27 protein-coding genes, 1 pseudogene and 1 riboswitch are annotated in these 23,478 nt (G+C 66.7%); of the genes and pseudogenes, 15 read left to right on the plus strand and 13 right to left on the minus strand.

Translation table 11 applies throughout. From position 1 onward, the window contains the following. Nucleotides 1-509, plus strand: a pseudogene (locus QOI01_RS09735) (integrase catalytic domain-containing protein); the annotation flags it as partial. Nucleotides 510-642: 133 nt separating this feature from the next. Beyond that, the gene (locus QOI01_RS09740; RefSeq protein ID WP_526380305.1) at nucleotides 643-1,110 is read left to right on the plus strand and encodes a DUF4262 domain-containing protein; all 468 of its coding nucleotides are present in this window, start codon (nucleotides 643-645) and stop codon (nucleotides 1,108-1,110) included. On the opposite strand, the gene QOI01_RS09745 is transcribed toward QOI01_RS09740, so the two are convergent. The 3 genes from QOI01_RS09745 to QOI01_RS09755 all read right to left on the minus strand — a co-directional run bounded on the left by QOI01_RS09745 (nucleotide 1,098) and on the right by QOI01_RS09755 (nucleotide 3,544). After that, entirely contained in the window at nucleotides 1,098-1,916 is an 819-nt protein-coding gene (locus QOI01_RS09745) for a class I SAM-dependent methyltransferase (RefSeq protein ID WP_526380307.1), read from the minus strand. The two genes, QOI01_RS09740 and QOI01_RS09745, sit on opposite strands and share 13 nt — an antisense overlap. A gap of 63 nt (nucleotides 1,917-1,979) precedes the next feature. Then, the gene (locus QOI01_RS09750; protein WP_526380309.1) at nucleotides 1,980-3,011 is read right to left on the minus strand and encodes an NAD-dependent epimerase/dehydratase family protein; all 1,032 of its coding nucleotides are present in this window, start codon (nucleotides 3,009-3,011) and stop codon (nucleotides 1,980-1,982) included. Further along, complete coding sequence (locus QOI01_RS09755; protein WP_526380310.1) at nucleotides 3,008-3,544, minus strand: nuclear transport factor 2 family protein; 537 nt, start codon at nucleotides 3,542-3,544, stop codon at nucleotides 3,008-3,010. Before QOI01_RS09755 ends, QOI01_RS09750 begins: the two co-directional genes overlap by 4 nt. Before the next feature lie 137 nt (nucleotides 3,545-3,681). Here QOI01_RS09755 and msrB point away from each other — a divergent pair, with 137 nt between their 5' ends. Together msrB and msrA are read left to right on the plus strand one after the other, a co-directional pair. Further along, nucleotides 3,682-4,155, plus strand: a complete 474-nt coding sequence (gene msrB / locus QOI01_RS09760) for a peptide-methionine (R)-S-oxide reductase MsrB (RefSeq protein WP_526380312.1) — start codon at nucleotides 3,682-3,684, stop codon at nucleotides 4,153-4,155. Then, nucleotides 4,152-4,739: a peptide-methionine (S)-S-oxide reductase MsrA gene (msrA, locus tag QOI01_RS09765; RefSeq protein ID WP_526380314.1), complete on the plus strand. Its 588-nt coding sequence runs from the start codon at nucleotides 4,152-4,154 to the stop codon at nucleotides 4,737-4,739. Before msrB ends, msrA begins: the two co-directional genes overlap by 4 nt. A 51-nt stretch (nucleotides 4,740-4,790) precedes the next feature. On the opposite strand, the gene QOI01_RS09770 is transcribed toward msrA, so the two are convergent. Beyond that, nucleotides 4,791-6,143: a cytochrome P450 gene (locus tag QOI01_RS09770; RefSeq protein ID WP_526380316.1), complete on the minus strand. Its 1,353-nt coding sequence runs from the start codon at nucleotides 6,141-6,143 to the stop codon at nucleotides 4,791-4,793. 107 nt (nucleotides 6,144-6,250) lie between these two features. Here QOI01_RS09770 and QOI01_RS09775 point away from each other — a divergent pair, with 107 nt between their 5' ends. Next, complete coding sequence (locus QOI01_RS09775) at nucleotides 6,251-6,871, plus strand: TetR/AcrR family transcriptional regulator (protein WP_526380318.1); 621 nt, start codon at nucleotides 6,251-6,253, stop codon at nucleotides 6,869-6,871. Here the strand turns inward: QOI01_RS09775 and QOI01_RS09780 are convergent. Beyond that, complete coding sequence (locus QOI01_RS09780; RefSeq protein ID WP_526380320.1) at nucleotides 6,858-7,427, minus strand: TetR/AcrR family transcriptional regulator; 570 nt, start codon at nucleotides 7,425-7,427, stop codon at nucleotides 6,858-6,860. The genes QOI01_RS09775 and QOI01_RS09780 overlap by 14 nt on opposite strands. A 53-nt stretch (nucleotides 7,428-7,480) precedes the next feature. Between QOI01_RS09780 and QOI01_RS09785 the strand changes: the two genes are divergently transcribed. Beyond that, the gene (locus QOI01_RS09785) at nucleotides 7,481-8,179 is read left to right on the plus strand and encodes a class I SAM-dependent methyltransferase (RefSeq protein ID WP_526380322.1); all 699 of its coding nucleotides are present in this window, start codon (nucleotides 7,481-7,483) and stop codon (nucleotides 8,177-8,179) included. On the opposite strand, the gene mmpH is transcribed toward QOI01_RS09785, so the two are convergent. The 6 genes from mmpH to QOI01_RS09815 form a co-directional block, all read right to left on the minus strand. Further along, nucleotides 8,176-9,255, minus strand: coding sequence for an MMP endo-(1,4)-3-O-methyl-alpha-D-mannosidase (mmpH, locus tag QOI01_RS09790; RefSeq protein WP_526380324.1), 1,080 nt, complete (start codon nucleotides 9,253-9,255; stop codon nucleotides 8,176-8,178). The genes QOI01_RS09785 and mmpH overlap by 4 nt on opposite strands. 4 nt (nucleotides 9,256-9,259) lie before the next feature. Continuing rightward, complete coding sequence (locus tag QOI01_RS09795) at nucleotides 9,260-9,994, minus strand: class I SAM-dependent methyltransferase (protein WP_526380326.1); 735 nt, start codon at nucleotides 9,992-9,994, stop codon at nucleotides 9,260-9,262. Further along, complete coding sequence (gene manT, locus QOI01_RS09800; protein WP_526380328.1) at nucleotides 9,988-11,223, minus strand: MMP alpha-(1->4)-mannosyltransferase; 1,236 nt, start codon at nucleotides 11,221-11,223, stop codon at nucleotides 9,988-9,990. Before manT ends, QOI01_RS09795 begins: the two co-directional genes overlap by 7 nt. A gap of 125 nt (nucleotides 11,224-11,348) precedes the next feature. After that, a complete protein-coding gene (locus tag QOI01_RS09805; protein ID WP_526380330.1) occupies nucleotides 11,349-11,804 on the minus strand; it encodes a PPOX class F420-dependent oxidoreductase in 456 nt (151 codons plus the stop codon). A 9-nt stretch (nucleotides 11,805-11,813) separates the two neighbouring features. Further along, nucleotides 11,814-12,131 carry a hypothetical protein gene (locus QOI01_RS09810; RefSeq protein ID WP_526380332.1) on the minus strand — a complete coding sequence of 106 codons (318 nt, stop codon included), beginning with the start codon at nucleotides 12,129-12,131 and terminating at the stop codon, nucleotides 11,814-11,816. Between the two features lie 7 nt (nucleotides 12,132-12,138). Next, nucleotides 12,139-12,684, minus strand: a complete 546-nt coding sequence (locus tag QOI01_RS09815; protein ID WP_526380334.1) for a hypothetical protein — start codon at nucleotides 12,682-12,684, stop codon at nucleotides 12,139-12,141. Nucleotides 12,685-12,745: 61 nt separating this feature from the next. Between QOI01_RS09815 and QOI01_RS09820 the strand changes: the two genes are divergently transcribed. Next, nucleotides 12,746-12,958: a TOBE domain-containing protein gene (locus QOI01_RS09820; protein WP_526380336.1), complete on the plus strand. Its 213-nt coding sequence runs from the start codon at nucleotides 12,746-12,748 to the stop codon at nucleotides 12,956-12,958. Between the two features lie 88 nt (nucleotides 12,959-13,046). On the opposite strand, the gene QOI01_RS09825 is transcribed toward QOI01_RS09820, so the two are convergent. Continuing rightward, a complete protein-coding gene (locus tag QOI01_RS09825; protein ID WP_526380338.1) occupies nucleotides 13,047-14,195 on the minus strand; it encodes a hypothetical protein in 1,149 nt (382 codons plus the stop codon). Between the two features lie 589 nt (nucleotides 14,196-14,784). Between QOI01_RS09825 and QOI01_RS09830 the strand changes: the two genes are divergently transcribed. The 7 genes from QOI01_RS09830 (at nucleotide 14,785) to QOI01_RS09860 (ending at nucleotide 19,863) form a co-directional block, all read left to right on the plus strand. Further along, the gene (locus QOI01_RS09830; RefSeq protein ID WP_526380340.1) at nucleotides 14,785-16,617 is read left to right on the plus strand and encodes a hypothetical protein; all 1,833 of its coding nucleotides are present in this window, start codon (nucleotides 14,785-14,787) and stop codon (nucleotides 16,615-16,617) included. Beyond that, a complete protein-coding gene (locus tag QOI01_RS09835) occupies nucleotides 16,614-16,826 on the plus strand; it encodes a hypothetical protein (protein WP_526380342.1) in 213 nt (70 codons plus the stop codon). Before QOI01_RS09830 ends, QOI01_RS09835 begins: the two co-directional genes overlap by 4 nt. Further along, complete coding sequence (locus QOI01_RS09840) at nucleotides 16,826-17,254, plus strand: cupredoxin domain-containing protein (RefSeq protein ID WP_526380372.1); 429 nt, start codon at nucleotides 16,826-16,828, stop codon at nucleotides 17,252-17,254. Before QOI01_RS09835 ends, QOI01_RS09840 begins: the two co-directional genes overlap by 1 nt. Then, nucleotides 17,251-18,576, plus strand: coding sequence for a hypothetical protein (locus tag QOI01_RS09845; RefSeq protein ID WP_526380344.1), 1,326 nt, complete (start codon nucleotides 17,251-17,253; stop codon nucleotides 18,574-18,576). Before QOI01_RS09840 ends, QOI01_RS09845 begins: the two co-directional genes overlap by 4 nt. Before the next feature lie 10 nt (nucleotides 18,577-18,586). After that, a complete protein-coding gene (locus tag QOI01_RS09850) occupies nucleotides 18,587-18,982 on the plus strand; it encodes a methyltransferase (protein WP_526380346.1) in 396 nt (131 codons plus the stop codon). Further along, nucleotides 18,979-19,212: a methyltransferase gene (locus QOI01_RS09855; protein ID WP_526380348.1), complete on the plus strand. Its 234-nt coding sequence runs from the start codon at nucleotides 18,979-18,981 to the stop codon at nucleotides 19,210-19,212. The genes QOI01_RS09850 and QOI01_RS09855 overlap by 4 nt, the downstream gene beginning before the upstream one ends. Before the next feature lie 96 nt (nucleotides 19,213-19,308). Then, entirely contained in the window at nucleotides 19,309-19,863 is a 555-nt protein-coding gene (locus QOI01_RS09860; protein WP_526380350.1) for an isochorismatase family protein, read from the plus strand. Here QOI01_RS09860 and metE read toward each other — a convergent pair. Continuing rightward, nucleotides 19,860-22,154 (minus strand): 5-methyltetrahydropteroyltriglutamate--homocysteine S-methyltransferase, encoded by a 2,295-nt coding sequence (gene metE, locus QOI01_RS09865; protein ID WP_526380352.1) that lies wholly within the window; start codon nucleotides 22,152-22,154, stop codon nucleotides 19,860-19,862. The two genes, QOI01_RS09860 and metE, sit on opposite strands and share 4 nt — an antisense overlap. Before the next feature lie 139 nt (nucleotides 22,155-22,293). Then, nucleotides 22,294-22,475, minus strand: a riboswitch (cobalamin riboswitch). 129 nt (nucleotides 22,476-22,604) lie between these two features. Here metE and QOI01_RS09870 point away from each other — a divergent pair. Beyond that, nucleotides 22,605-23,465 carry a PDDEXK-like endonuclease domain-containing protein gene (locus QOI01_RS09870; RefSeq protein ID WP_526380374.1) on the plus strand — a complete coding sequence of 287 codons (861 nt, stop codon included), beginning with the start codon at nucleotides 22,605-22,607 and terminating at the stop codon, nucleotides 23,463-23,465. Nucleotides 23,466-23,478: the final 13 nt, after the last annotated feature.

Here is a 23,478-nt window from a genome sequence, read left to right on the forward strand (position 1 = left end):
TCAACATCCACTTGCTGCAGTGGTGCCAACGGCACCAGATCACCTTCACCCGCGCTCGACCGGGCAATAAGAACGATGGCTGCCACGTCGAGCAGAAAAACTGGGCGGTGGTCCGCACCGTGGTCGGCTACCACCGCTACGACACCGCCGCAGAACTGTTGTTACTCAACGAAATTTGACAGCTGCAGTCCAAGCTGACCAACTACTTCTACCCGTTCTAGCCGCAGCAGAAACTGATGTCCAAGGTCCGTCACGGCGCCAAGGTGTCCAAGAAATACGACACCGCGGCCACCCCGTTTCACCGCGCGATCGATCACCCAACCATGAGCGTTGACCGCATAGCAGCTCTGGCCCGAACCCTCGCTCTGATCAACCCCGCCGCCGCCCAGCGTCAGATCCAGGCCCTGAGCGCCCAACTCCTCAGAATAACTACCAGCAAGGCCGGACCCACCACCAAAGCCCGAGTCCCCAAGCGCGCACATTCACACGAGGCAACGAATCCACCCTCGCACCCCACGAATCCGCCGCCTGTGGATGAACTCGCAACCGTGGACAACCCACCCTCGCAGCGCTCTCGAGTCGGTCAGACGTCGCCGCCCACCGACAGGCTCGCGGCAAGAACCATAGAAAGGCGGCCACCCCATGTGCTGGCAATGCGACCACCCCGACAAGACCCTCGGCGACTACCTCGCCCTACTGCGCGAGAAGATCGTGGCCCACGGCTGGGTGGTGCAGTACGTCGAGGGTGACAAACGGCCATTTGCGTACACGGTCGGACTCCACGATCGGGGATTACCCGAGCTCCTGGTGACCGGCCTGGCGCCACGACCGGCCGGATGGCTGCTGAACACGTTCGCGAGGCGGGCGTTGGTGGGCCGCAAACCCGCGCCGGGAGATCGTGTCGCTCTCCCGGCGGGGACCCACCTCGAACTCGTCGGCGTCGAACATCCCGACGCGCACATGGGGATGGCGATCGCGATCGAGGGTTCCGACATCAGTGCCGTGCAACTGGTGTGGGCGGATGACCGTGGGAGATGGCCGTGGGCACCCGGCTTCGACGACGGCCACCGATGCCAGCCGGTACTCGGCGTCAGGACTCAGAACGCGTAGCGGTGGTATTGCGCCATATAGCGCAACGCCTTCACCCGTGACATCGTCCGACCCATCAAGCGGTATGGGCCCGGTATTTGCCTGAAGGAGGCCGAGTCGAACACCGACAGCCACGCCAGGAGCCGTGTGCCCGGCACTGCAGCCAGAATCTCGCCGGGGCCGTCGATGCCCCAAAGAAGCGTCGCGCCCGCGCGGCGCACTACCCGGTTCGACCACTGCGACCTGATGCCGAGGCGGTTGAACGCGTCGAACTGAAGCTCCCCGGACGGAAAGCGATCGACGACCCGCCGCATCAGTGCGATGCCGTCGTCGCGGGTGAGGTACATCGTCAGGCCCTCCCCGATCATCAGTGTCGGACGATCGGAGGGGATGTCGGCCAGATAGCCGGGATCGGTGACCGACGCGGCGACCACGTGGTTGTGCTCGCGGCGCGGAAGGAGTTGGGTTCGCAGCGCGGCGACGTCGGGGTAGTCAACGTCGTACCACTCCACGTCGGGCCCCGGATCGATTCGGAAGTACCGGCTGTCCAAGCCGCAACCCAGATGCAGCACAGTGCTTTTCGGATGCACGGCAAGGAACTGTCGGGCCCACCCGTCGAAGTGTGCGGTACGCGTCGCCACCGATTGCGCGGTGCGCGCAGTGATGGTCGTCTGCGACCAGTCGTAGTCGAGGCGGTCGACGATGTTCCTGGCGTACTGGTCGCCGAGGATGGGGTGTGGCGCGGCGGCGTCGAGCGCCTTGGCGTGGAGCGTCGCGAGCATGGTCTGCGGGGCACCGGACAGGTCGACCTGAAGCTTGTCGGTCATGCCTTCGAGGGTAGGTGCGCCATCGCGGCGCGCCCAGCGTCTGAACGCCAGTCGGTGCGCCGTTCAACCCGCCTGCTTGCTCTTGCGCTTGGCCTCGCGAAGTGCCACCCAGAACTTGGCCGCCTCGCGGATCGACTCCTCGACGGGCCGTGGCTGCCAACCGAGTTCGCGCTTCGCCTTGGCACAGTCGACCGGCGCCTCGGCACGCATCAACCGCAACGAGTCAAGCGACAGACGTTCGTCGGTGCCGGTAAGCCGCGCCTTGACGCTGCCGAGCGCCGCCATCGCATAGGACACCGGCAGTGCCATCGACTTCGCGGGTGGGCGCATCCCGGCGGCCTCGGCGGCGATGCGGACGACGTCGGTGTTGCTGATCATCTTCTCCGAGATGAGGTAGCGCTCTCCGACGCGACCCTCCGTCGAGGCGAGGATCATGGCGCGCGCGGCGTCGTCGATGCCGACGGCCTCCAATTGGATGCCGCTCATCACGAAGGGCATCTTGCCGAACGCGGCGCCCGCGATGATCGCGCCGTGTGGCGTGCGCCCCCAGTCGCCCGCGCCGTAGGTGGTCGAGATGCACATCGCGACGGCGGGCAGGCCGTGGTCACGGGCGTACTGCATGACGAGGTTCTCCGCCTGCACGCGCGACCGCACGTACGGCGTCAGCCCGCGGTCGACGATGGTGTCATCCTCGGTGGCCGTGCGGCCGCGCTTTCGTCCGACGGTCACGTAACTGCTGGTGAAGACGAAGCGCTGGAGGCCGGCGGCAATGGCTGGTTCGGAGGCGACTTCGAGCACGTTTCGGGTGCCCTCCACGTTGGTGTGGAAGAGCGGGGCGGGGTCCTTGAGCCAGCCGCGGGTGTCGACGACGCAGTAGTAGACGACGTCGCAGCCGGCCATGGCGTCGCGAAGGACCTGGTCGTCCCAGATGTCACCGACGAACCGCGTGACGTCGAGGTCGTCGATGCCGATGGTGTTGGCTCCCGCCCGAAGCATGACGCGGACGTCCTGTCCGTCGGCAGCCAGTTGGCGGGTGACGTGCGAACCGAGGTAGCCGTTGGCGCCGATGACGAGTACGGGGCCGAGGGCGGTCATCGCGCTTGTCCAATGTCGCCGCCGGAGCGGCTCCGACCTCCGAACTTCTGCATCCAGGCGGCGGCCTCGCTGGGCAGGGTGTCCAACTCCTCGGCCTTCTTGCACCACTCGACGGTCGCGGCGACGAAGCGAAGGGGGTTGTAGACGTCCTCTTGCCTGCACCACTTGCCGTCACCCGCGTAGGTGACGATCGAGATGTTCGTGGCGGTGATGATCGTGCCGTCGCCTGGGTCGCGCATGGGGTTGTCGAGTTCGCAGATGACGCGATCCGTCGACTCGTCGATCGTGGTCCAAAGCGAAGGAAACGACGTCATGTAGCTGCCAGGGAAGCTCTCCATCGTCTTCCAGATCCAGGCCCGTACCTGCTCGCGGCCATGCATGGTGCCTGCCGCGTGCTCGACGTACGTGACGTCGTCGGTGTACTGGTCAACCCATGGATCCCAGTCTCGGGTCTCGGCGGCCCGGCCCACCGTCGCCTCGAACTCTGCGAAGGCCTCGGCCAGCTCGTCGCGGCTGAAAGTGCTACCCGTCACACCCAGAACTAGAACACGTTCTACCGGCGTTTGTCGAGCGGGGCCGTGACCTACGGCCCGACGGAGGAGAACGCGCCCCAGCCAGGAACTTCTGAAGGGCACTTGAGGTTATACAGGTGCCGACGTTAGGAGGACGAGTGGCCAAGCAATACAACAGGAACCCCGCGGCAGTGAACGCCCTGTCTCCCGAGCAGTATCAAGTGACGCAGAAGAGTGGCACCGAACGGCCGTTCACGGGCGAGTACTGGGACAACCACGAGCCGGGTGTCTACGTGGACGTGGTATCCGGTGAGCCGTTGTTCGCCTCGGTCGACAAGTTCGAGAGCGGATCGGGCTGGCCGAGCTTCACCAAGCCGATCCAGGGGCCCGACGGAGACACCCACGTCGTCGAGAAGCGTGACTTCAGCCATCTGATGTTGCGCACCGAGGTCCGCTCGACGCACGGCGACAGCCACCTGGGCCACCTGTTCAAGGACGGACCGCGGGAAGCGGGCGGGTTGCGCTACTGCATCAACTCCGCTTCGCTGAGATTCATCCATCTCGACGACCTCGAGGCCGAGGGCTACGGCGAGTACCAGACGCTCTTTTCTTCGCAGGAGGCACAGGCATGACGACCACGCAGAAGGCGATCCTCGCAGGCGGCTGCTTCTGGGGGATGCAGGATCTGATCCGCAAGCAGCCAGGCGTGGTGTCGACTCGCGTCGGTTACACCGGCGGCAAGAACGCGAACGCCACGTACCGCAACCATCCGGGACACGCCGAGGCCATCGAGATCACCTACGACCTCGCGCTGACCGACTACCGCGCGCTGCTGGAGTTCTTCTTCCAGATCCACGATCCGACGACGAAGGACCGCCAGGGAAACGACGTCGGCAGCAGTTACCGGTCGGCGATCTTCTACACCGACGATGAGCAGAAAGCCGTTGCGCTGGACACCATCGCGGATGTGGAGGCCTCGGGGCTGTGGCCCAGCAAGGTCGTCACCGAGGTCACCCCAGCGGTTGACTTCTGGCAGGCCGAGCCCGAGCACCAGGACTACCTGGAGAAGTACCCCAACGGGTACACCTGCCACTTCCCGCGTGCGGGGTGGAAGCTGCCGAGGCGCTCCGGCGGGCAGGAGCGCAGCGACGCGGGCATTGGCTCCGGCGGGCAGGAGCGCAGTGACGCGGGGATTGGTTCAGCGGCATCACAGTAAGAGCTACACACGAACTGCCGCGACGCATCCCGCTTCGCGGCAGCTTCGTCTTCAGCCCAGCGGGGCGGGCCTGCGACGCAGAACGACGCGGCCGCCCTTCGTCGGGGTGAACGCGACGCCACGGCAGTGCACCTTCTCGTCCGGTGCCGTCGATGTATCAATGACGTAGTGGCGCAACACCGTTCGCAGGACGACGTCCATCTCGACGTTGGCGAACGCCGCACCGACGCACCGACGCGTACCCCCGCCGAACGGTAACCAAGCGAATGTCGACGGCCGTTTCCCGATGAATCGCTGCGGATCGAACCTCTCAGGATCGGGGAATTCCTGGGAGCGCTGGTGAATCGTCGAGATGTCCACCCTGATCGAATACCCCTGCGGGATGACCCATTCGCCGAGTTCGAAGGTGGGCGCGTACACGTGACGGGCGGCGCCGTCGATCACCGTGCGTACGCGCTGCACCTCCAGGATCGTCGCCTGTCTGTATTCGTTGTCGCTGGTGCCCGCCTCGGCGACCAGCGCAGCCAGTGCGTCCGGGTGACGGCTGATCCGCTCGAACGCCCAAGCCAGTGTGGAGGCGGTCGTCTCGTGACCGGCCGCGAGCAACGTCAGGAGCTCGTCGGCGATCTCGTGGCGCGACATCGCCGAGCCGTCCTCGTAGGTACTGCGCAGCAGCAGCGTCAGGATGTCGTCACGGTCCTCGGCGCTCGCGTCAGCCGTGACGTCGGCGATGAGCCGGTCGACGACGGCGTCGTAACGACGCCGGTACTCGGCCAGCCTGCCCCACGGGGTGAGGCGTCCGAAGGTGCGTGACGGTGTCGGCGCCATGGCGAGCTTCGAGCCGAGGGTGACCCACGGCGGGATGATGGCCCGCAACTCGTCGAGCCGCTCACCGTCGGCGCCGAACACCGCGCGCAGAATCACGTTCAGCGTGATCCGCATCATGGGCTCGAGCGTTTCGAACTCCCGACCATCGGGCCACGACTCGGCTTCGCGCAGCGTCTCCTCTTCGAAGATCACTTCGTAGTTCTTGATGCTCTTGCCGTGGAACGGCGGGGTGAGCAGCTTGCGACGACGGCGATGGTCGGCGCCATCGAGGGCGAACACCGAACCCGAGCCGAACAGGCGGCTGAGGTTGGGTTGGACGTTGCCGACCTCGTCGGTATTCGCCATGAACAGGTGCTTGGCCAGCTGCGGATCGGCGACCGTCACCATGCGGCCGAACACGGGCAGGTTCATGGTCGCCACGTCGCCGTATCTACGGACGAGACGGCCCGTGAACCTGCGACGGAACAACACGAAGCCCAAACCCTGGGCCAATCGCGGCAGGCGCGGCCCCGGCGGCACGTTGATGGCCCGCGTGGCGCTGATGGTCGGCGTATCGGCAATCGTCGCTTCGCTCATCGAGCACTCCAGACTGTCGTGGTACTACGGTGTACCGCCATAGGTGTAGTAGGGTACCGGCTAGTACCACACGGCGCAAGGGTGAGCATGACATCGAGTTGGCTACAGTGACGACCGCCGTGAACGACGCACCCCAGACCGGCCCGAGCGCCGCCGGTTTTCGCGGCAGGCTTCTCGATGGGCTGGCCCACTCGATCGCCGAGCGCGGCTATCGCGCCACCACGGTCGCCGACGTCGTCCGCAATGCCAAGACCTCCAAGCGCACCTTCTACGACGAGTTCGCCAGCAAGGAAGAATGCTTCATCGAGCTTCTGCGCTCCAACAACGCGGACCTGATCGCGCACATCACGGCAGCGGTCGATCCGGACACCGCCCCCGCCCGACAGGTTCGTGCCGCCGTCGGCGCCTACGTGGAACACATCGAATCGCGACCTGCGATCACGCTGAGCTGGATTCGTGAGGCGCCCGCGCTCGGCGACCTGGCCCGGCCGCTCAATCGCCTTGCAATGCAACAACTCACGGACATGCTCGTCGGCATCAGCGTCAGCCCGGGCTTTCAAGAAGCCGGATTGGAGCCAATCACCCGGCCGCTGGCGCTGATCCTGCTAGGTGGATTGCGGGAATTGACAGCGCTTCTCGTCGAGGACAGCCAAGACGTGCGCGGCATCGTCGAACCCGCCGTCACCGCGGCCCGCGCCATCCTCGGACTGGCGCCTAACCCAGCATGAGACGCGCCGACTTCTCCAATCGCTGGGCGATCTGCTGGTAGGACGCGTAGCCCATTCCGGCGCGCACCAGAGCGCCGGAGTACAACATCTCCAGCGAGTCGATGACGTCGGGGTCGGTCTCAGGCCCGAGCGCCGTCGTCAGTCTCGCCCTGATGTCGCCCCCGATCCGCTGCCGCAGCACCTCGACGTCGGGATCCTTGCCCAGCAGCGCGTTGGTCACCGCACCGGCGAATTCAGGCTCATCGGCGACGAGTAACGAGATGTGCTGCAACACGTCGACCACGCGGGTGGCCCGGTCCTCGGAGTCGTGCGGCGCGGGCGGGGAGCCTGCCAACCTGCGCCAGAACACCTCGGCCACCAGGTGTTCCTTCGAGGAGAAGTAGGTGTAGGCCGTGGCCGCTCCGACGCCGGCCTCGGAGGCGACGCGCCGCACGGTCAGACCGGCGAATCCCTCCCGGTTGAGGAGATCGACTGCGGCTCTACCCAGGCGTTCGACGGTGTCGGCCTGCTTTGCGGTCAGACGGCGCCGAGTCGACTCCAAGGCCGGATCGGACACATGTCCGGACGCTACTACAACTGTCCTGCACCAGCAACGGTAAGTTGGCCGTCATGAGCACCACCGACAGTGTTACTCCCTCGGTCACTCCCCCGCGCCTGCCTGCCCCCGCCGCCCGCCTCTTCGAACTTGCCGAGCAGGTGATCGGCTTCATGCCGGCCGACGAGGGCCGTGTGCTGTACGACGCCGCCGTGACATATCTGCGGGACGGCGTCGGCGTCGAGATCGGCACGTACTGCGGGAAGTCAACGGTGATGCTCGGCGCCGCGGTACAGCAGACCGGTGGCGTGCTGTACACGATCGACCACCATCACGGCTCCGAGGAACACCAGCCGGGCTGGGAGTACCACGACAGTTCGATGGTCGACGAGGTGACGGGCCTCTTCGACACCCTGCCCACGCTGCGCCACACGCTCGACGCCGCGGCCCTCGCCGAGAACGTCGTCGCCGTGGTCGGCAAGTCGTCCGTGGTCGCGCGATCGTGGCGAACGCCCTTGCAGTTCTTGTTCATCGACGGCGGTCACACCGACGTCGCCGCGCAGCAGGACTTCGACGGCTGGGCCCGGTGGGTGGCGGTCGGCGGCGCGCTGGTGATCCACGACGTCTTCCCCGATCCCAACGACGGCGGGCAGGCGCCCTACCGGGTGTACCGCCGCGCGCTGGACACGGGAGCGTTCCGCGAGGTCTCGGCAATGGGCTCGATGCGGATTCTGGAGCGGTCGTCCGGCACGCCCGGCGAGGCGCTCGACTAGGACGGTCTGCGGCCGGATGCCGCGCAGGCGCAATCGAAGTCGCCCGCGAGGCCCCGCGGAAGGTCGTCGCCGCGGAAGATCCCGCTGGCACGCGTGGTCGAGGACAGCGCGTCCGCGGCCAGGATCATCGCCGCGCCGGTCCACGTGGTGCGTTCCACCGGCCATCGCTTGCCATCGGAGAACACCAGACCCGTCCAGTAGGAGCCGTCCGTCTCGCGGAGGTGCTGCATGGCCCCGAATTGCTCGCGGGCCCTTGCGGAGTCGCCAATCGCGTCCAGCGCCATCACCAGCTCACACGTCTCGGCTCCGGTCACCCATGGCCGGTGGTCAACGCAGCGGATGCCGAGGCCGGGTACGACGAAACGGTCCCACCGCGCGTCGATGCGGGCCTTGGCGGCATCCCCGCGCATGGCGCCGCCGAGCACGGGGTAGTACCACTCCATCGCATGGTCGTCCTTGAGGTTGAACGACTCGGGGTGCTCGGTGATCGCGTGGCCGAGACTGCCGACCGCCACTTCCCACTCCGGTTGTGACTCCCCGATGTAATCGGCTAGAGCCAGTGCGCACCGGATGCTGTGATAGATGCTCGCGCAGCCAGTCAGCAGCGCTTCCGGAAGGATCCCCGATTCACTTCTGGCCCAGGCAATCTCGCCCCCATCGAGCTGCATGGTCAGGACGAAGTCGATGGCTCTGCTCACGACGGGCCACATGGTCTCGGCGAAACCGCGATCGCCGGTGATCAGGACGTGGTGCCACACCCCGGTGGCGACGTACGCGCAGAAGTTGCTGTCGCTGTTGGTGTCCTCAAGCACGCCGTTGCGCATCTGGATCGGGAACGAACCGTCCGCGCGCTGAACGTTGCGGCACCAGTCGAAAGCTCCCCTGGCCGGCTCCCACAGTCCCGCGACGGTCAAGGCCATGGCGTTCTCGACGTGGTCCCAGGGATCGGTGTGGCCGCCGTCGAACCACGGCAGTGCGCCGGAGGACTCCTGCGCCGCCGCGATCGACACCGCCGTCTGGCGACATTCTTCGGGCGTCAGAACGCCTGGCACGCCAGGAATCTCGAGACGCCGCATCGGTTTAGAGCACCTTGTCGACGAGGTCGGCCGGCTTGTCGAAGTACAGGGCCACGCTCTTGCCGATCAGCGGGTTCAGCAGCGACTCCGCGCTGCGGGTCAGCCACGGACGGGCCATCATGTCCCACACCAGCATCTTGTGATAGGCCGTGACGGCGGGATGGTTCGGCTTATTCACGCCCACAGCGCATTTCAGCCACCAGAACGGTGAGTGCAGTGCGTGCGCGTGATGACGGTGATCGAACCGCAGGCCCCGTGCCGCGATCTTGTCGAGCAGCTCGTCGGCGCGGTAGATGCGGATGTGACCGCCCTCGTTGGCGTGGTACTCGTCCGACAGGATCCAGCAGACCTTCTCCGGCAGCCAGCGCGGCACCGTGACGGCCAGCCGCCCACCCGGCTTGAGCACCCGGATCAGCTCGTCGATGGCGTGATCGTCCTGCGGGACGTGTTCCAGGATCTCCGAGGCGATCACGAAGTCGAACGTGCCGTCGTCGTAGGGAAGATCGAGTGCGTCGCCCTTGACCGCCTCACCCGTGGCCGAAGCGGGCGCCTCACCCTGCTGCTGCATGGCCTGCAGGATGGCGTCGACGTTGTTGAGTTCTTCCACGTCCTGATCGAACGCGATGACGTCGGCGCCTCGCCGGAAGGCCTCGAAGGAGTGTCTGCCCGCACCGCAGCCGACGTCGATGAGGCTGTTGCCCGGGCTGACGCCCAGACGGTCGAAGTCGACAGTCAGCATTCCCCGGCTCGTTTCACCGCAAGTTCATAGACCGAAACTGTTTGAGCGGCAACGGATTCCCAGCTGAAAACGTCCACAGCCCGCTTGCGCCCGTTGGCGCCGAGCCTGCGCAGCTCCAGCGGAGAGTCAAGCAACTCGCCGAGCACCCTCGTCAGGTCGTCGACGTCACCTGGACGGACCAGCCGCGCGCATACGCCATCGTCGCCGACCACCTCGGGCAGGGCACCCGCCCGGCTCGCGACGATCGGCGTGCCGCTGGCCATCGCCTCGACGGCAGGCAGCGAGAATCCCTCGTAGAGCGAAGGAATGCAGGCGACCTCGGCGGAGGCCAGCAGGTCGGCCAGCTCGATGTCACTGATACCACTCGAACTGTGAACGATGTCGGAGATGCCGAGCTCGGCGATCAGCTTCTCCGTCGGCCCGTTCGGCTCCAGCTTCGAGACGAGCTGCACGTCCAGGTCGCGCTCGACGCGCAACCGGGCGACCGCGTGCAGCAGGTGACTGACGCCCTTCAGCGGAACGTCGGCACTGGCGATCGCGATGATCCGGTTGCGCACCCGGTTCTCACTGGGACGGAACAGCTCCGTGTCGACGCCGAGGGGTACCACGTGCAGCTGATCGGGCGAGACGGCGAAGTCCTCGGCGATGTCAGCTGCCGAGGAGGACGAGACCGTCAACAGCTCCGGAATGCGGCGGGCCACTAGCTTCTGCATCTCCGCGAAGCCATACCACCTGCGCACCAACGGCTTTCGCCACCATTTTGCGGCCGCTACGTCGAGCACGCGGTCGCGGGTGATCGGATGGTGCACCGTCGCCACGACCGGCAACCCGAGTTCGGCGATCGCCAGCAGCCCGTCACCGAGGCTCTGGTTGTCGTGCACCACGTCGAACTCATCGCGACGATCGGCCAGAATCCTTGCCACGCGCAGGCAGAAGGTCTTCGGCTCGGGGAAGGCAGCCGTCCACGTCGACAGGAGTTCGAGTAGGTCGATGCGGTCGTGGATCTCGCTGGGCCGCGGAATGCGGAACGGATCGGGCTCGCGGTAGAGGTCGAGGCTCGGCACCTTGGTCAGGCGTACCTGAGGGTCGAGACCACCCGGATAGGGCTGACCCGAGAAGACCTCGACGTCGTGGCCAAGTTCGACGAGACCGCGACTCAGATGGCGGACGTAGACGCCCTGCCCGCCACAATGCGTCTTGCTTCGGTACGAGAGCAGGGCAATTCGCATCTATTTCACCGCGGCCAGAGTCGGGATGTGCGCTCTGGACATGTGTCCAGACTATAGTTTGACTAGCTAGCCGACGCAACGCGACGCCTACTCTGACTACCACAGACGCCGCGACGTCGTCGTTACTAGCTCGGCGGAAAGCCACCCGTCGCGACCGGCCCCCAGCGCACCGGCGTCACCCTGATCAGGCACTTGCCCTGATCGGCCATCGCTTGCCGGTACTCGTCCCAGTCGGAGTGCTCGCCTGCGATCGCGCGGAAGTAGTCGACCAGCGGCTCGACCGCATCTGGCAGGTCGATGACTTCCGCAGCACCGTCAACCTGGACGTATGGACCGTTGAACTCGTCGGAGAGAACGGTCACGCTGGCGCGCGGATCGCGGCGGATGTTGGCCGCCTTGGCCCGCTGCGGATAGCTCGCGATCACGATCCGCCCGGCGTCGTCCACGCCGCCGGTGACCGGGGAACTCTGCAGCGAGCCGTCAAACCGGAAGGTGGTCAGCACCATCTGGTGCCTGGGGCGGACGAAGTCCAGGAGGGTCGGCAGATCGACGGCGTCCGCGGTGGCGAGTTTTCGGGCCATGCCCCAACCCTACGGCCGGCGCTCGGCCCTCCGCTTGAGCGTCCAGGAGGGGATCCAATGCGTGACCGGCCTGCGGTCGGGGCCGTAAGCGATGTCGTAGGTCACCAGCCCCCACCAGAAGCCCTGCTCGCACAGGCCCCAGCAGCTGAGGAGCCCCTCGACGATCGAGTGCATCTGCAGGCCTGCCGGGTTGTACCCGCCGGACCGGTGCGGTTCGCGCGGGAAGACCGCCGCGAGGTCGACCAGGACGGCCATCGGTGGGTCGACGCGGCGGAAGGCCTGCTGCACGGGCTGACCGTGGTAGCCGATCGACTGGAGCTCGCCCACCGATCGATCATATGTTCGATCGCGGTTCCGGCAGCCGGTACCGCGGAAGCACCAACGCGAACGGCCGGCCGAACCCGAGACCGGTCAACCGCGCGGCTCGGACGGCACCCTTCGACACCGACCGCACCTCGCCCGACGATGGCTCGTAGCACCCAAGCGTGTCGCCCTCGACCTCGACGATCAGCACCCAGTGCCGCGGGATGGCGTTCCCGACGAGCATCGCGACCGGCCAACGCGCGCTCACCGCACGCTGGACGTCGCACAGTGCGTCACGACGGCGTGGGAGACGCCAGCCGTACCGCACGCAGTACCTGGCGCTGTGCGCACTGATCGTCCGGGCCATGCCCCATGGCGTGGTCCCGAGCGCGCGCGGCCAGATTCGATTGGCTGCGGCGTGGACCCTGCCCTGCTCGGCGTCGAACCACGCCCGCCGGGCCGAGCCGGTCAGGTGGCAGGCGTACGACGGGTCGAGCAGCGCACCCGCCATCACGGCGACGGCAGGCCCGCAGGACACTCCGTCACGCTGCTGGAGGTCCATGGCCGCGAGCTTCATCGTTCCTCAGGCTAGGTCGATCACGCCTGATGGGGCGGGCGATCGGCCTATTCTGTCGAGCATGCGACTCTCGACACGGAACCAACTCACCGGAACCATCACCGAGGTCAATCTCGGCGCGGTCATGGCCACCGTCAAGGTCAAGCTCGACGGTGGCGACCAGACCGTCACGTCGTCGATCACCAAGGACGCGGCCGAGGACCTCGGGCTGACGGCGGGCATGCCGGCCACGGTGTTCATCAAGTCGACCGAGGTTGCCATCGGCGTCGAGTAGGCACGACCGGGTTCCGTGGCCCGTCATGCAGCTCGCGATGAAAGTGCGTCGCCCACCGCGGAAATGAGGCCTTACTCGTCGTTGGCTGTTAGTCCGTCTCGCTGGTCGACGCCGGGGAGTCCTTCTTCTTCTCAGCCGGCTTCTTAGCCAGATTCGTCACCGCGGTCTGAACATTCTTGATCGCAGTTCTGACGGGCCTGGCCGTCGGCGCCCGGTGGGCGCCCGGCTTCGTCTTCACCGCGGGAGCCGGGCCCGACTTCTTCTCAGGCTCCGGAAGAACTTCGACAGCGGGAGCCTCGTCAGCGACGTCCTTGACCACGAAGGTCTCGGCATCAGGGGCGGGGTAACCGATGACGTTCTCGATCCCCGGCTTGATCGCGTCACGGGCTGCGATCAGCACGTTGGCAGGGAATTGGGTCACCACGCTGCCATTCATCTTCGTGGGTTTGATGCTGGGGTCCTGTCCGATCGGTGCCGCCAGCACGTCATCGATCGCGAAGATGGTCGGGTCGGCGATGTACAGCGGTGCATCGACGTAGGACTCGATCACGCCGAACAACGCTTCTCGATCGTTGTGGGCGAGCGCATCGGCCGCAGCGAGCGGCCCAAACAGGCCCGCAGCGCTGCTCTGCACCAGTCGAACTGCCGACTGACTGATTCCTTCACCGAGGCGCACGGCAGTGGCGACGGGGTCGCCAACCGGGCTCGTGGCGGCCAGTGCGGTGGTGACACCTGCCCCTGCCCCGCTGCCGATGCCAAGGGCGTCCTGGGCAATCGCTCGCAGCTGTTGGCGGGCGGCGTAGAGCACATTGACGCGGAAGGCCAGTACGGCACTGTCTGCACGTACCCTGGGGTCGCCGTCCGCGCCGCCGCCCAGTGGCTCCGGCAGCGCGTCGTTGATCCCGAAGATGGTGGGATCGGCGATGTAGAGCGGCGCGTCGATGGTGTTCTCGATGACCGAGTAGAGATCGTCGACATCGTTGTTGGCGACCGCTTGAGCGATCTCGAACGGGGTAAAACCGGCCAATACGAGGCTCTCGACCAGCCGCGCGGCGGATCCACCCACGCCTCCAACAACCGACCTGACCGGTGACGTCGACGCCATCAGATTCACCGAGACGTCAGAAGCCCGAACCGTTTCCGTTGACGCCGGCGCTGCGATCGGCGTCAGCGCGACGACGCCGGCTCCAACGATTGCTATCCCCGCAGTGACCGTGCACTGGACGCGTTCCTTCATGAAACCCCCGCATTCGAATGTCCCTCGGGCAATGAATTCATGCCCAGCCGGAGCAAACTTAGCGGATTCTCAGGTTTGCGTCGAACGTCACTCCGTATGTGTTTGTATATGCAACTAAGTGACCTAGAGATTCGCATCGATGCGAGCATGGTGCGGCAAAGAATCTGCAGGCCAAGGCGGTTTTCGAATGCGTAGACGTCGGCCGCCGATCGTTCACGATCTGAGAACTAATTGACAGGCGCGTCGACTTTCATCAGCACCCCAAGATCCCTTTTAGCCGACAGCTAACAGGGCGCAGCATTGCGTTCCGGGTGATTCTGCGGTGGGTGGCGTGGCGGTCTGGTTCCCGATGGACGGTCGGCGAGCGTTGCCGCCCAGTCCCGGCGAGTCGTTGCCGACGGGGGTTTGAATGGCGTGTCGACGGGCAACGCGTAACGCACACATTCCGGAACGGCCAATCCCGTGGGCGAAGGGACGTTAGCGCAGGTAATTATCCGGTACCCCTGGTTTCGCCTTGGGGATGTCGGGCAACATTACCCGCGGGTAGGAACGGTGGTTCCACCCTCGGGCGGATGGGAATGACGGGCAGATGACAGAGCAGTCTTTGCACCACGCGGCACAGGGCACCGAAGGCGGCGGCGCGGCACTCGACCAGGTGATCGGCATGTCGGTGGTCGGTCTGATCGTCGGCGTGGCGCTCATCTGGATCGGCTACCTGCACCGAATGCGTAAGATCACCTGGCTGCACGACCTCGGCGAGTGGGCGGGCCGCAAATTCGGCAGGCCCGCGTGGGTGGCACTGCCGATAGCGCTGTTCATCACGACGATCATCACCGCACTGTTCGGCTTCATCTGGGACGTCAGCCTGCACATCGGGAAGGGTCGCGACCCCGGCCCGCTGGCCAACCCCGCGCACTACTTCATCCTCTTCGGGCTGTTCGTTCTGTTCGTCGCAGGCTGCCTGGCCTGCGTGCTGCCCTACCAGAAGCCCGGCGCGGCCGCGGTCCGAATCACCCGCCACTGGTATGCCCCCGTCGGCGGAATCCTAATGGCCGGCTGCGGGCTGTACGCGCTGATCGGCTTCCCGCTCGACGACATCTGGCACCGCATCTTCGGCCAGGACGTCACCTTGTGGGGACCCACCCACCTGATGATGATCGGTGGCGCCGGCTTCTCCACTCTCACAGCACTCTTCCTGGAGCACGAGGGTCGCCGCGCGGTCGGTGAAGACGCTCCGAAGGACGGTCCGGGCATCAAGTTCATCCAGTACCTCGCCTTCGGTGGTCTGGTGATCGGGATGTCGGTCTTCCAGATCGAGTTCGACTTCGGCGTCATGCAGTTCCGTCAGGTGTTCGAGCCGATGCTCATCGCCGCGGCCGCGTCGCTCGGACTGGTCGCCGCCCGCATCATGTTGGGACGCGGCGCCGCCATCATCGCCGCACTTCTGGCCCTTGCGCTGCGCGGTCTCGTCGCGCTGATCGTCGGACCGATCCTCGGAGCACCGATCAACTGGTTCGCGCTGTACCTGGGGCCCGCCCTGGTGATCGAGGTCCTCGCGCTGACGCCACTGATCAAGCGACCGATCCTGTTCGGGATGGTGAGCGGCCTCGGTGTGGCGACGGCCGGGCTGTGGCTCGAATCCCTGTGGATCGGCGCCGTTTACCGCTACCCGTGGCCCACCAGCCTGTGGCCGGAGGCACTGGCGATGGCCATACCGGTCGCAATGCTCATCGGTGCGTGCGGCGCGATGGTCGGCATGGTGCTGACCAACCAGCGGCTACCCCGGCGGGCCATCAGCATCGGCCTGGTGGCGCTCGCCGTCGTCGCCATCGGCGGCGCCACCGCCAACGGGCTGCGCTACGCGGTGCCGCAGAATGCCACGGCCACATTCGCCCTGACCGAGGCGCCCGGCAATGGCGACCAGCGGATGGCGACGGCGGACATCCGCATCGACCCGCCGAACCTCATCGGCGACGATCCGAACTGGGTGTCGATCCTTGGCTGGCAGGGCGGCATCGCCAACCAGCGCGGCATCTTCGTCGACCACCTGCAACAGGTCGGCCCTGGTCACTACCGCTCTACCGCGCCGATGCCGGTGTCGGGGCAGTGGAAGACCCTGCTGCGCGTCCACGACGGCAACACTCTGACGGCGGTGCCGATCTATCTGCACGGCGACCCTGGCATCGGTGCGGCCGAGGTGCCTGCGGAAGCCGCGATGACGCGGCCGTTCGTCCCCGAGGTCACCATCCTTCAGCGGGAGCGCAACCCCGACACTCCCCAGGTGCTGTGGTTGATCGGCTGCCTGGTGGTGCTCGGCTGCACCTTGACTCTCATCGCAGGCCTGTCCTGGGGTGCGGGTCGGTTGAACAAGATCGAGCCCACCAAGAGTCCGGTTGAGTTCGAGCCGTCAGCGCAGGCATGACCCGTTCGCCCGACGTCGTGATCCTCGCCGATCACTCGGCGCTGCTGGCCATTCCGGCGTTCGCGCCCGCGATCTTGGTGGTCGGCGTGGTCATCTGGGTGGCGAGGCGCGACCGACGTCTGGGCGACGATGACGACGAAGACGGAGACGGAGATGACGAGGCCCACAGTGAGCATCCGGCGTCCGCCGACGAAGATGGTTCACCGTGATCAAGCTGAGGAAGTCCACAACACTCGTTGCCCTGACCGCCACCGCACTCCTCGTCGCGGGCTGTGGCGGGTCGAACGGATCGGGTGACGTGGCGAGCAGTTCGCCCGCCAACCCCGCGATGACAGGTGCCCCGCAGCTGTCAGACCAGCAGACGCCGCCGAACCGGCTGGTCGTCGAGGTCACCATCAAGGGCGGCCAGGTGACCCCGACCAACGCTCAGCTCAAGTCGGCGGTGGGCGAACCCATCGTCTTCCAGGTCAACAGTGACGCCGCGGACCAGTTACACGTCCACTCGAATCCGGAGCACTCCTTCAACGTCGAGCCGAGGTCCGGTCAGTCGTTCCAGTTCACCGCCAACGTCCCCGGCCAGGTCGACGTGGAGTTGCACCAGCTGAACCGCTTGATCGCCACCATCCAGGTTCAGTGATCGGCGGTCGGTCGACCGAGATCCTCGCCCATGGTCTGGGCGGTTCCAACGATCTGCCGATCCCCTACACGTACGCGCTGATCGGCGCGGCGTGGGCGCTGACGTTCACGTTCGCGGTCGTCGTCCTCGCCTGGAAGAAGCCGCGGTTCGACGCCGCCAAGCCGGGGCGGCCGCTACCTCAGTGGGTGACGACGCTGACCGACGCTCCGGCGACGCGCTGGTCGGCGGCGGTGGCGGGCCTGCTCTTCGCGGTGTGGGTGGCGGTGGCTGCGGTGTTCGGTCCGCGGGGCGGCGACAATGCGCTGCCGGGCGTGTTCTACGTGCTGCTGTGGGTGGGACTCGTCGCGGTCTCGCTGGCGATCGGACCGGTGTGGCGCGTGATCTCGCCGGTGCGCACCATCTACCGCGTGCTGCCGCTGTCCCACAGGCCTGCGCCGAGGGGGTATCCCGAGCGGTTGGGCTACTGGCCCGCGGCCGTAGGGCTCTTCGCGTTCGTGTGGCTGGAGCTCGCGAGTCCTGATCCGGGATCGCTTGTCGCCGTGAAGATCTGGTTGCTGCTGTACTTCGCAGTGATGCTGACCGGCGCCCTGACGTTCGGCCCGCGCTGGAATGCCAGGGCCGACCCGTTCGAGGTCTACAGCGTGGTGGCGTCGCGGCTGTCGCCGCTGCGGCGCAACGCCGACGGACGCATCGCGATCGGCAACCCGTACGATCACCTGCCGTCGATGCCCGTGCGCGCGGGCACCCTAGCGGTGCTCGCGGTACTGCTGGGTTCGACGGCGTTCGACAGCTTCTCGGCGATGCCTCAGTGGCGCAACGTCGTCGACGATCTGGCAGGACCGTCAACGACGATCGCGGTGCTGATTCGCAGCGCGGGCCTGCTGCTGTTCGCCTCGTTGGTGGCGGCGACGTTCTGGCTGGCCGCGCGCGCGACCGGCGGCGTCGACGCGCAGCGCCGCCGCGAACTGCCCGGCCTGATGGCCCACTCGCTGATCCCGATCGTCATCGGCTACGTCTTCGCCCACTACCTGTCCTACCTCGTCGAGCGGGGGCAGCAGGCCGTGCTCCGCCTGGGCGACCCGTTGGGTACGGGGTGGCTCGGGGACGTCCAGCCGTCTTATCCGCTGTCAACGCACCCGTCGGTGCTGGCGACGTTGAAGGTGTGTTTCGTGGTGGGCGGGCACGTCGCGGGCGTGGTCGCCGCGCACGACGGGGCGCTGCGCCTGCTGCCCAAGCAGCATCAGGTGACCGGGCAGCTCGCGATGATGCTGGTGATGGTCGGCTATACGTTCACCGGTTTGTATCTGCTCTTCGGAGGCTGAGGTCGCTGGTATGACGGCAAGCGTCGGTTTGTCGTCGAATTCGGCCTCCAACGCCACCGGAAAATCGACGTTCGGGCGGCACGGACGGCCCTATGCAAAGCGACACCGATGTTGCGCGGCAAGGAGTTCTTCGAACAGCTGGAAGACGACCCCGAGTTCGCGGGCCTCCTTCAACGAGGCCATGACCGGCTTCGCCGGGATGGCGGAGGCGACCGTGATCGCCGGATACGACGTCAGTTCCTACGCGACGATCGTGGACGTCGGCGGCGGGCACGGCCGGCTGCAGGCAGGCATCCTGGCGGCGGTGCCTGCGGAGCGTTGCGGCAATGGGGGTCGAGGACCGCGTACGCGTCGAGGGGGTCGTTCTTCGACCGCGTGCCAGCAGGCGGGGACGCACACGTCATGAAGTCGGTCATCCACGACTGGCCCGATCACCGAGCCACGGCGATCCTGCGAAGCGCGCGTGCGGCACCCGACAGCGATGCGCCGGTGTTGCTGGTCGAAACCGTATTGCCCGAGCACCACCGCGAGTTCCCTGAAGATTGGGCAGATCTGGAGATGCTGCTCGTCGCAGGCAGTCGCGAACGCACCGCCGCCGAGTACGGAACCTACTGGCTCAGGCCGGATTGCGGATGACGCGAGTGGTGCAAACCGCGTCGCCCTTCAGTGTCGTCGAGGCGAAGCCGGCGTAACGACCGCCCAGCCGAGACGGATCGTCGATAAAGTCACGGTATGCGCGCGCTCATCGTCGTGGACGTACAGAAGGACTTCTGCGAGGGCGGCTCGCTGGCGGTCGAGGGCGGTGCCGAGGTCGCGCAGAGGATCACCGATCTACTGGTCGATCACGACTACGCCCACGTCGTCGCGACGATGGACTGGCACATCGACCCCGGCGCCCACTTCTCCGACGAGCCCGACTACCGCGATTCTTGGCCGCGCCACTGCGTCGTCGGCACACCAGGCGTCGACTTCCATCCGGCGTTCGACCCGGCGGCCGTGGGGGCCGTCTTCCACAAGGGCCACTACTCAGCGGCCTACAGCGGCTTCGAGGGCGCCACCGAAGACGACGGGACGACACTGGCCGACTGGCTGCGGCGGCGCGACGTCGACACGGTGGACGTGGTCGGCATCGCCACCGACTACTGCGTCAAGGCCACCGCGGCCGACGCGGTCGCCGCCGGCTTCACCACCCGGGTCCTGCTGGACCTGACGGCGGGGGTGTCACCGACGACGACCGCCGAAGCCGTCGACGCTTTGCGCGCGGCGGGGGTTGACGTCTCGGCCTAGCCGCGGACTTCCCTGGCCGCGGCCACCAGGTTCTCCAGCGACTTGGCCACCTCATCGGTGTTGCGTGTCTTCAGCCCGCAGTCCGGATTGACCCAGAGCCTTTCGGAGGGAATAGATTTCAGCGCCTCGCGAAGCGAGGCCGCCATCTCCCGAACCCCTGGCACGCGTGGCGAGTGGATGTCGTAGACGCCGGGGCCGACGCTGTTGCCGAACCCCGCCGCGGTGAGGTCACCGAGAACTTCCATGTGCGAGCGGGCCGCCTCGATCGAGGTGACGTCGGCGTCCAGGTCCGCGATCGCCCTGATCACCTCGCCGAACTCGGAGTAGCACAGGTGGGTGTGGATCTGCGTGGCGTCCGCGACGCCCGACGTCGACAGCCGGAAGGCGTCGACCGCCCACTTCAGGTACGCCCCCTTGTCCTTGGAGCGCAGCGGCAGCAGCTCCCGTAGCGCGGGCTCGTCGACCTGGATGATCGCGATGCCCGCACTCTGCAGGTCGACGGTCTCGTCGCGGATCGCGAGAGCCACCTGGGCGGCGGTGTCGGCCAGTGGTTGGTCATCGCGGACGAACGACCACGCCAGGATGGTCACCGGGCCCGTCAGCATGCCCTTGACGGGCTTGGTGGTCAGCGACTGCGCGTATTCGATCCACTCGACCGTCATCGGCCGCGGCCGGACCACGTCGCCGTAGAGGATCGGCGGGCGCACACACCGGCTGCCGTACGACTGGACCCAGCCGTCGTGGGTGGCGAAGAACCCGTCGAGCTGCTCGGCGAAGTACTGCACCATGTCGTTGCGCTCGGGTTCCCCGTGCACCAGCACGTCGAGGCCCAGCTTCTCCTGCAGTTCGATGACCGCGGCGATCTCCGCCCGCATCCGCCGCTCGTACTCCGCCCCGTCGATCTCGCCGGACCGCAGCGCGGCGCGCGCGACCCGGATGGCCGACGTCTGCGGGTACGAACCGATGGTCGTGGTCGGTAGGGCCGGCAGGTGCAGCCGCTCCTGCTGCTCTGCGTGCCGCCGCTCGGCGGGCCCCCTGGTGGTTCCCGACGCGAGGATCGACGAGATGCGTTCGCGCACCTGGCCGTTGTTGAGCCGCGGATCGGCTCGGCGCGATGCCATGGCGATGTTGGATGCTGCCACCTCGTCGGCGATCACCTCGCGGCCGTCGCGCAGACCGCGCGCCAGCGTCACCACCTCGGTGACCTTCTCCGCGCCGAACGCCAGCCAGCTGCGCAGGGCGTCGTCGAGATCGGCCTCCACGTCGAGCGAGTACGGGACGTGAAGCGTCGAGCAGGACGTGGAGACGGCAACCGCCCCCGCACTTCCCAGTACGGTCGCCAACGTGCCGAGCGCAGCTTCGAGATCGGTGCGCCAGACGTTGCGGCCATCGACCACACCGGCGACCACCGTCTTGCCCGCCAGCTCCGGCACGGCCGCCAAGCCGTTTAGGCTCCCCGCGACGAGATCGACACCGATCGCCTCGACCGGCGTGCGCGCGAGCGCAGGCAGGGCGTCGCTCAGCTCGCCGAAGTAGGTCGCGACGAACAGCGCGGGCCGCGCCTTCAGGCCGCCGAGCAACCGATAGGTGCGCTGCGTCAGCTCGGCGGCGTTGTCGACGATGTCGGTCACGAGCACCGGTTCGTCGAGCTGAACCCAGTCCACGCCGTGGGAGGCGAGCAGGTCGAGCAGCTCCGCGTACACCGCGACGAGCTCGTCGAGTCGCCCGATCGGCGGCCCTGCCCCGTCCACCGACTTGCTCAGGGCCAGGAACGTGATGGGCCCGACGACCACCGGTCGCGCCGGAACACCCTGCGCACGAGCCTCTTCCAACTCACCGAGCACCTTGGTGGGGTCGAGCGAGAACCGGGTGTCGGAGCCGATCTCCGGAACTAGATAGTGGTAGTTGGTGTCGAACCACTTGGTCATCTCCAACGGCGCCACATCGTCGTTGCCGCGGGCGGCGGTGAAGTAACGGTCAAGTTCGTCGGCCACGTTCGCCACCCGCGGCGGCAGGGCACCCACCAGTACTGCGGTGTCGAGGATCTGGTCGTAGTACGAGAAGGTGTTCACCGGGACGGAGTCCAGCCCGGCGTCGACGAGTTGGCGCCAGGTATCGCGGCGGATCGTCGCGGCGACGGATTCGAGTTCGGCGCGCTCGATGCGGCCCGCCCAGTACTTCTCGACGGCCCGCTTGAGTTCGCGGTTGAGACCGATGCGCGGGGATCCGATGATGGTGGTGGTGAATGGCCGGCGGGCAAGAGCGGAGCGATCGGGGGATGTGACATTCATGCGTGCGTCCTTCACTACAGCGATGGTCACGGCCAGCGGACGTCCAACCGGGGGCGGTCACCCACTAGGTGTAACCGCAACGGCTGCCGCCCATTCCACGAGGCGATGAACCACCGGGTGCGGCGCGCCCGGTGCGACTGGCAGGTCTTCGGACTCGCGGGCACGCACGAGGCTCCGTGCACCTAATGGCCGTCGCTTCCCAGCCGCAGATCTCCCTGCATGCCAGTGCTGATGACGGCGGTCGTTCCTGCTCACCGCTGCGGGACAGTCCCGGATTCTCACCGGGTTCCCTCTTACGATGTCGGCTCACGCCGACAAACCGGCTGCGAGCGCGAGCCTACTCGACGCCTTCCAGCGATTTGTGTGCATCTAGCGGCGGTGAGCGCCGGTGAACGCACACAAATCGCGGGGATGGGAACCGTTTGGGGGTATGTCGCCGTCGAAAGCGGCGTGATCGATCAGCTCTTGCGCCAGCACGATGGCGTCCTCACACTCGCACAGGCCAACCGGGTCGGGATCAGCCAGGACGCCGTCAACCGGCGGGTGCGGTCAGGGCGTTGGCTGCGATGCGCCCCCGGCGTCTACTTCGTCGACGACCGGCCGTTCACGGACGCGGCACGCATCCGCGCCGCGGTGTGGGGACTGGGATCCGAAGCGGTTGCGAGTGGCCTGACGGCTGCTTGGTGGCACGGCGTTACGAAATACGCTCCAATGCTGGTGGAGGTCACGGTGCCCCGAGACGCGCATCGCGCCAAGCGTGACGGCATCCGAACTCGACGCCGAGATCTGAGCCGGGCGGACGTCGTCGAGCAAAGAGGCCTGCGAGTCACGGAACTAGGTCTGACGGTCGTCGAGGCCGCGACCCGACGCGGCGGTGGTGTCAGCATCCTGGACACGGCACTTCAACGGCACACCGACCTGACTCGGTTGTGGCGGGCGCATCTGCGCAATAAGGGCCGCCATGGTTCACCCGCAGCACGCCGACTGCTACAAGCGGCGGACGACGGGGCGCGCTCGGCCGCCGAACGTCTGCTCGTCAAATTGCTGAAACAGGCAGGCATCACTGGCTGGGTGTCGAACCTTGCCGTGGGCGGATACGTCGTCGACGTTGCGTTCTCGACGAGCAAGGTCGCGGTCGAAGCCGACGGGTTCGCGTTCCATTCCGATCCGGAGACCTTCCGCAAGGACCGCGTGCGACAGAACCGCTTGATCCTGCTTGGTTGGCAGGTACTCCGGTTCACCTGGCTAGACCTCACGGAGTATCCAGAACGGGTCATTGCCGAGATCCGTCGCGCGACTTGTGTGCATTAATCGGCGGTGAGCG

Origin of the sequence: Mycobacterium sp., from assembly GCF_032162605.1 — a bacterium.
Classification (GTDB): domain Bacteria; phylum Actinomycetota; class Actinomycetes; order Mycobacteriales; family Mycobacteriaceae; genus Mycobacterium.

What these genes read in the sequence shown, in the direction of transcription:
- QOI01_RS09740 (WP_526380305.1), top strand. Translation starts at nt 643, where the DNA reads ATGTGCTGGCAATGCGACCACCCCGACAAGACCCTCGGCGACTACCTC.
- QOI01_RS09745 (WP_526380307.1), bottom strand. Translation starts at nt 1,916, where the DNA reads ATGACCGACAAGCTTCAGGTCGACCTGTCCGGTGCCCCGCAGACCATG.
- QOI01_RS09750 (WP_526380309.1), bottom strand. Translation starts at nt 3,011, where the DNA reads ATGACCGCCCTCGGCCCCGTACTCGTCATCGGCGCCAACGGCTACCTC.
- msrA (WP_526380314.1), top strand. Translation starts at nt 4,152, where the DNA reads ATGACGACCACGCAGAAGGCGATCCTCGCAGGCGGCTGCTTCTGGGGG.
- QOI01_RS09770 (WP_526380316.1), bottom strand. Translation starts at nt 6,143, where the DNA reads ATGAGCGAAGCGACGATTGCCGATACGCCGACCATCAGCGCCACGCGG.
- QOI01_RS09785 (WP_526380322.1), top strand. Translation starts at nt 7,481, where the DNA reads ATGAGCACCACCGACAGTGTTACTCCCTCGGTCACTCCCCCGCGCCTG.
- mmpH (WP_526380324.1), bottom strand. Translation starts at nt 9,255, where the DNA reads ATGCGGCGTCTCGAGATTCCTGGCGTGCCAGGCGTTCTGACGCCCGAA.
- QOI01_RS09795 (WP_526380326.1), bottom strand. Translation starts at nt 9,994, where the DNA reads ATGCTGACTGTCGACTTCGACCGTCTGGGCGTCAGCCCGGGCAACAGC.
- manT (WP_526380328.1), bottom strand. Translation starts at nt 11,223, where the DNA reads ATGCGAATTGCCCTGCTCTCGTACCGAAGCAAGACGCATTGTGGCGGG.
- QOI01_RS09805 (WP_526380330.1), bottom strand. Translation starts at nt 11,804, where the DNA reads ATGGCCCGAAAACTCGCCACCGCGGACGCCGTCGATCTGCCGACCCTC.
- QOI01_RS09815 (WP_526380334.1), bottom strand. Translation starts at nt 12,684, where the DNA reads ATGAAGCTCGCGGCCATGGACCTCCAGCAGCGTGACGGAGTGTCCTGC.
- QOI01_RS09820 (WP_526380336.1), top strand. Translation starts at nt 12,746, where the DNA reads ATGCGACTCTCGACACGGAACCAACTCACCGGAACCATCACCGAGGTC.
- QOI01_RS09825 (WP_526380338.1), bottom strand. Translation starts at nt 14,195, where the DNA reads ATGAAGGAACGCGTCCAGTGCACGGTCACTGCGGGGATAGCAATCGTT.
- QOI01_RS09830 (WP_526380340.1), top strand. Translation starts at nt 14,785, where the DNA reads ATGACAGAGCAGTCTTTGCACCACGCGGCACAGGGCACCGAAGGCGGC.
- QOI01_RS09835 (WP_526380342.1), top strand. Translation starts at nt 16,614, where the DNA reads ATGACCCGTTCGCCCGACGTCGTGATCCTCGCCGATCACTCGGCGCTG.
- QOI01_RS09850 (WP_526380346.1), top strand. Translation starts at nt 18,587, where the DNA reads ATGACGGCAAGCGTCGGTTTGTCGTCGAATTCGGCCTCCAACGCCACC.
- QOI01_RS09855 (WP_526380348.1), top strand. Translation starts at nt 18,979, where the DNA reads ATGAAGTCGGTCATCCACGACTGGCCCGATCACCGAGCCACGGCGATC.
- QOI01_RS09860 (WP_526380350.1), top strand. Translation starts at nt 19,309, where the DNA reads ATGCGCGCGCTCATCGTCGTGGACGTACAGAAGGACTTCTGCGAGGGC.
- metE (WP_526380352.1), bottom strand. Translation starts at nt 22,154, where the DNA reads ATGAATGTCACATCCCCCGATCGCTCCGCTCTTGCCCGCCGGCCATTC.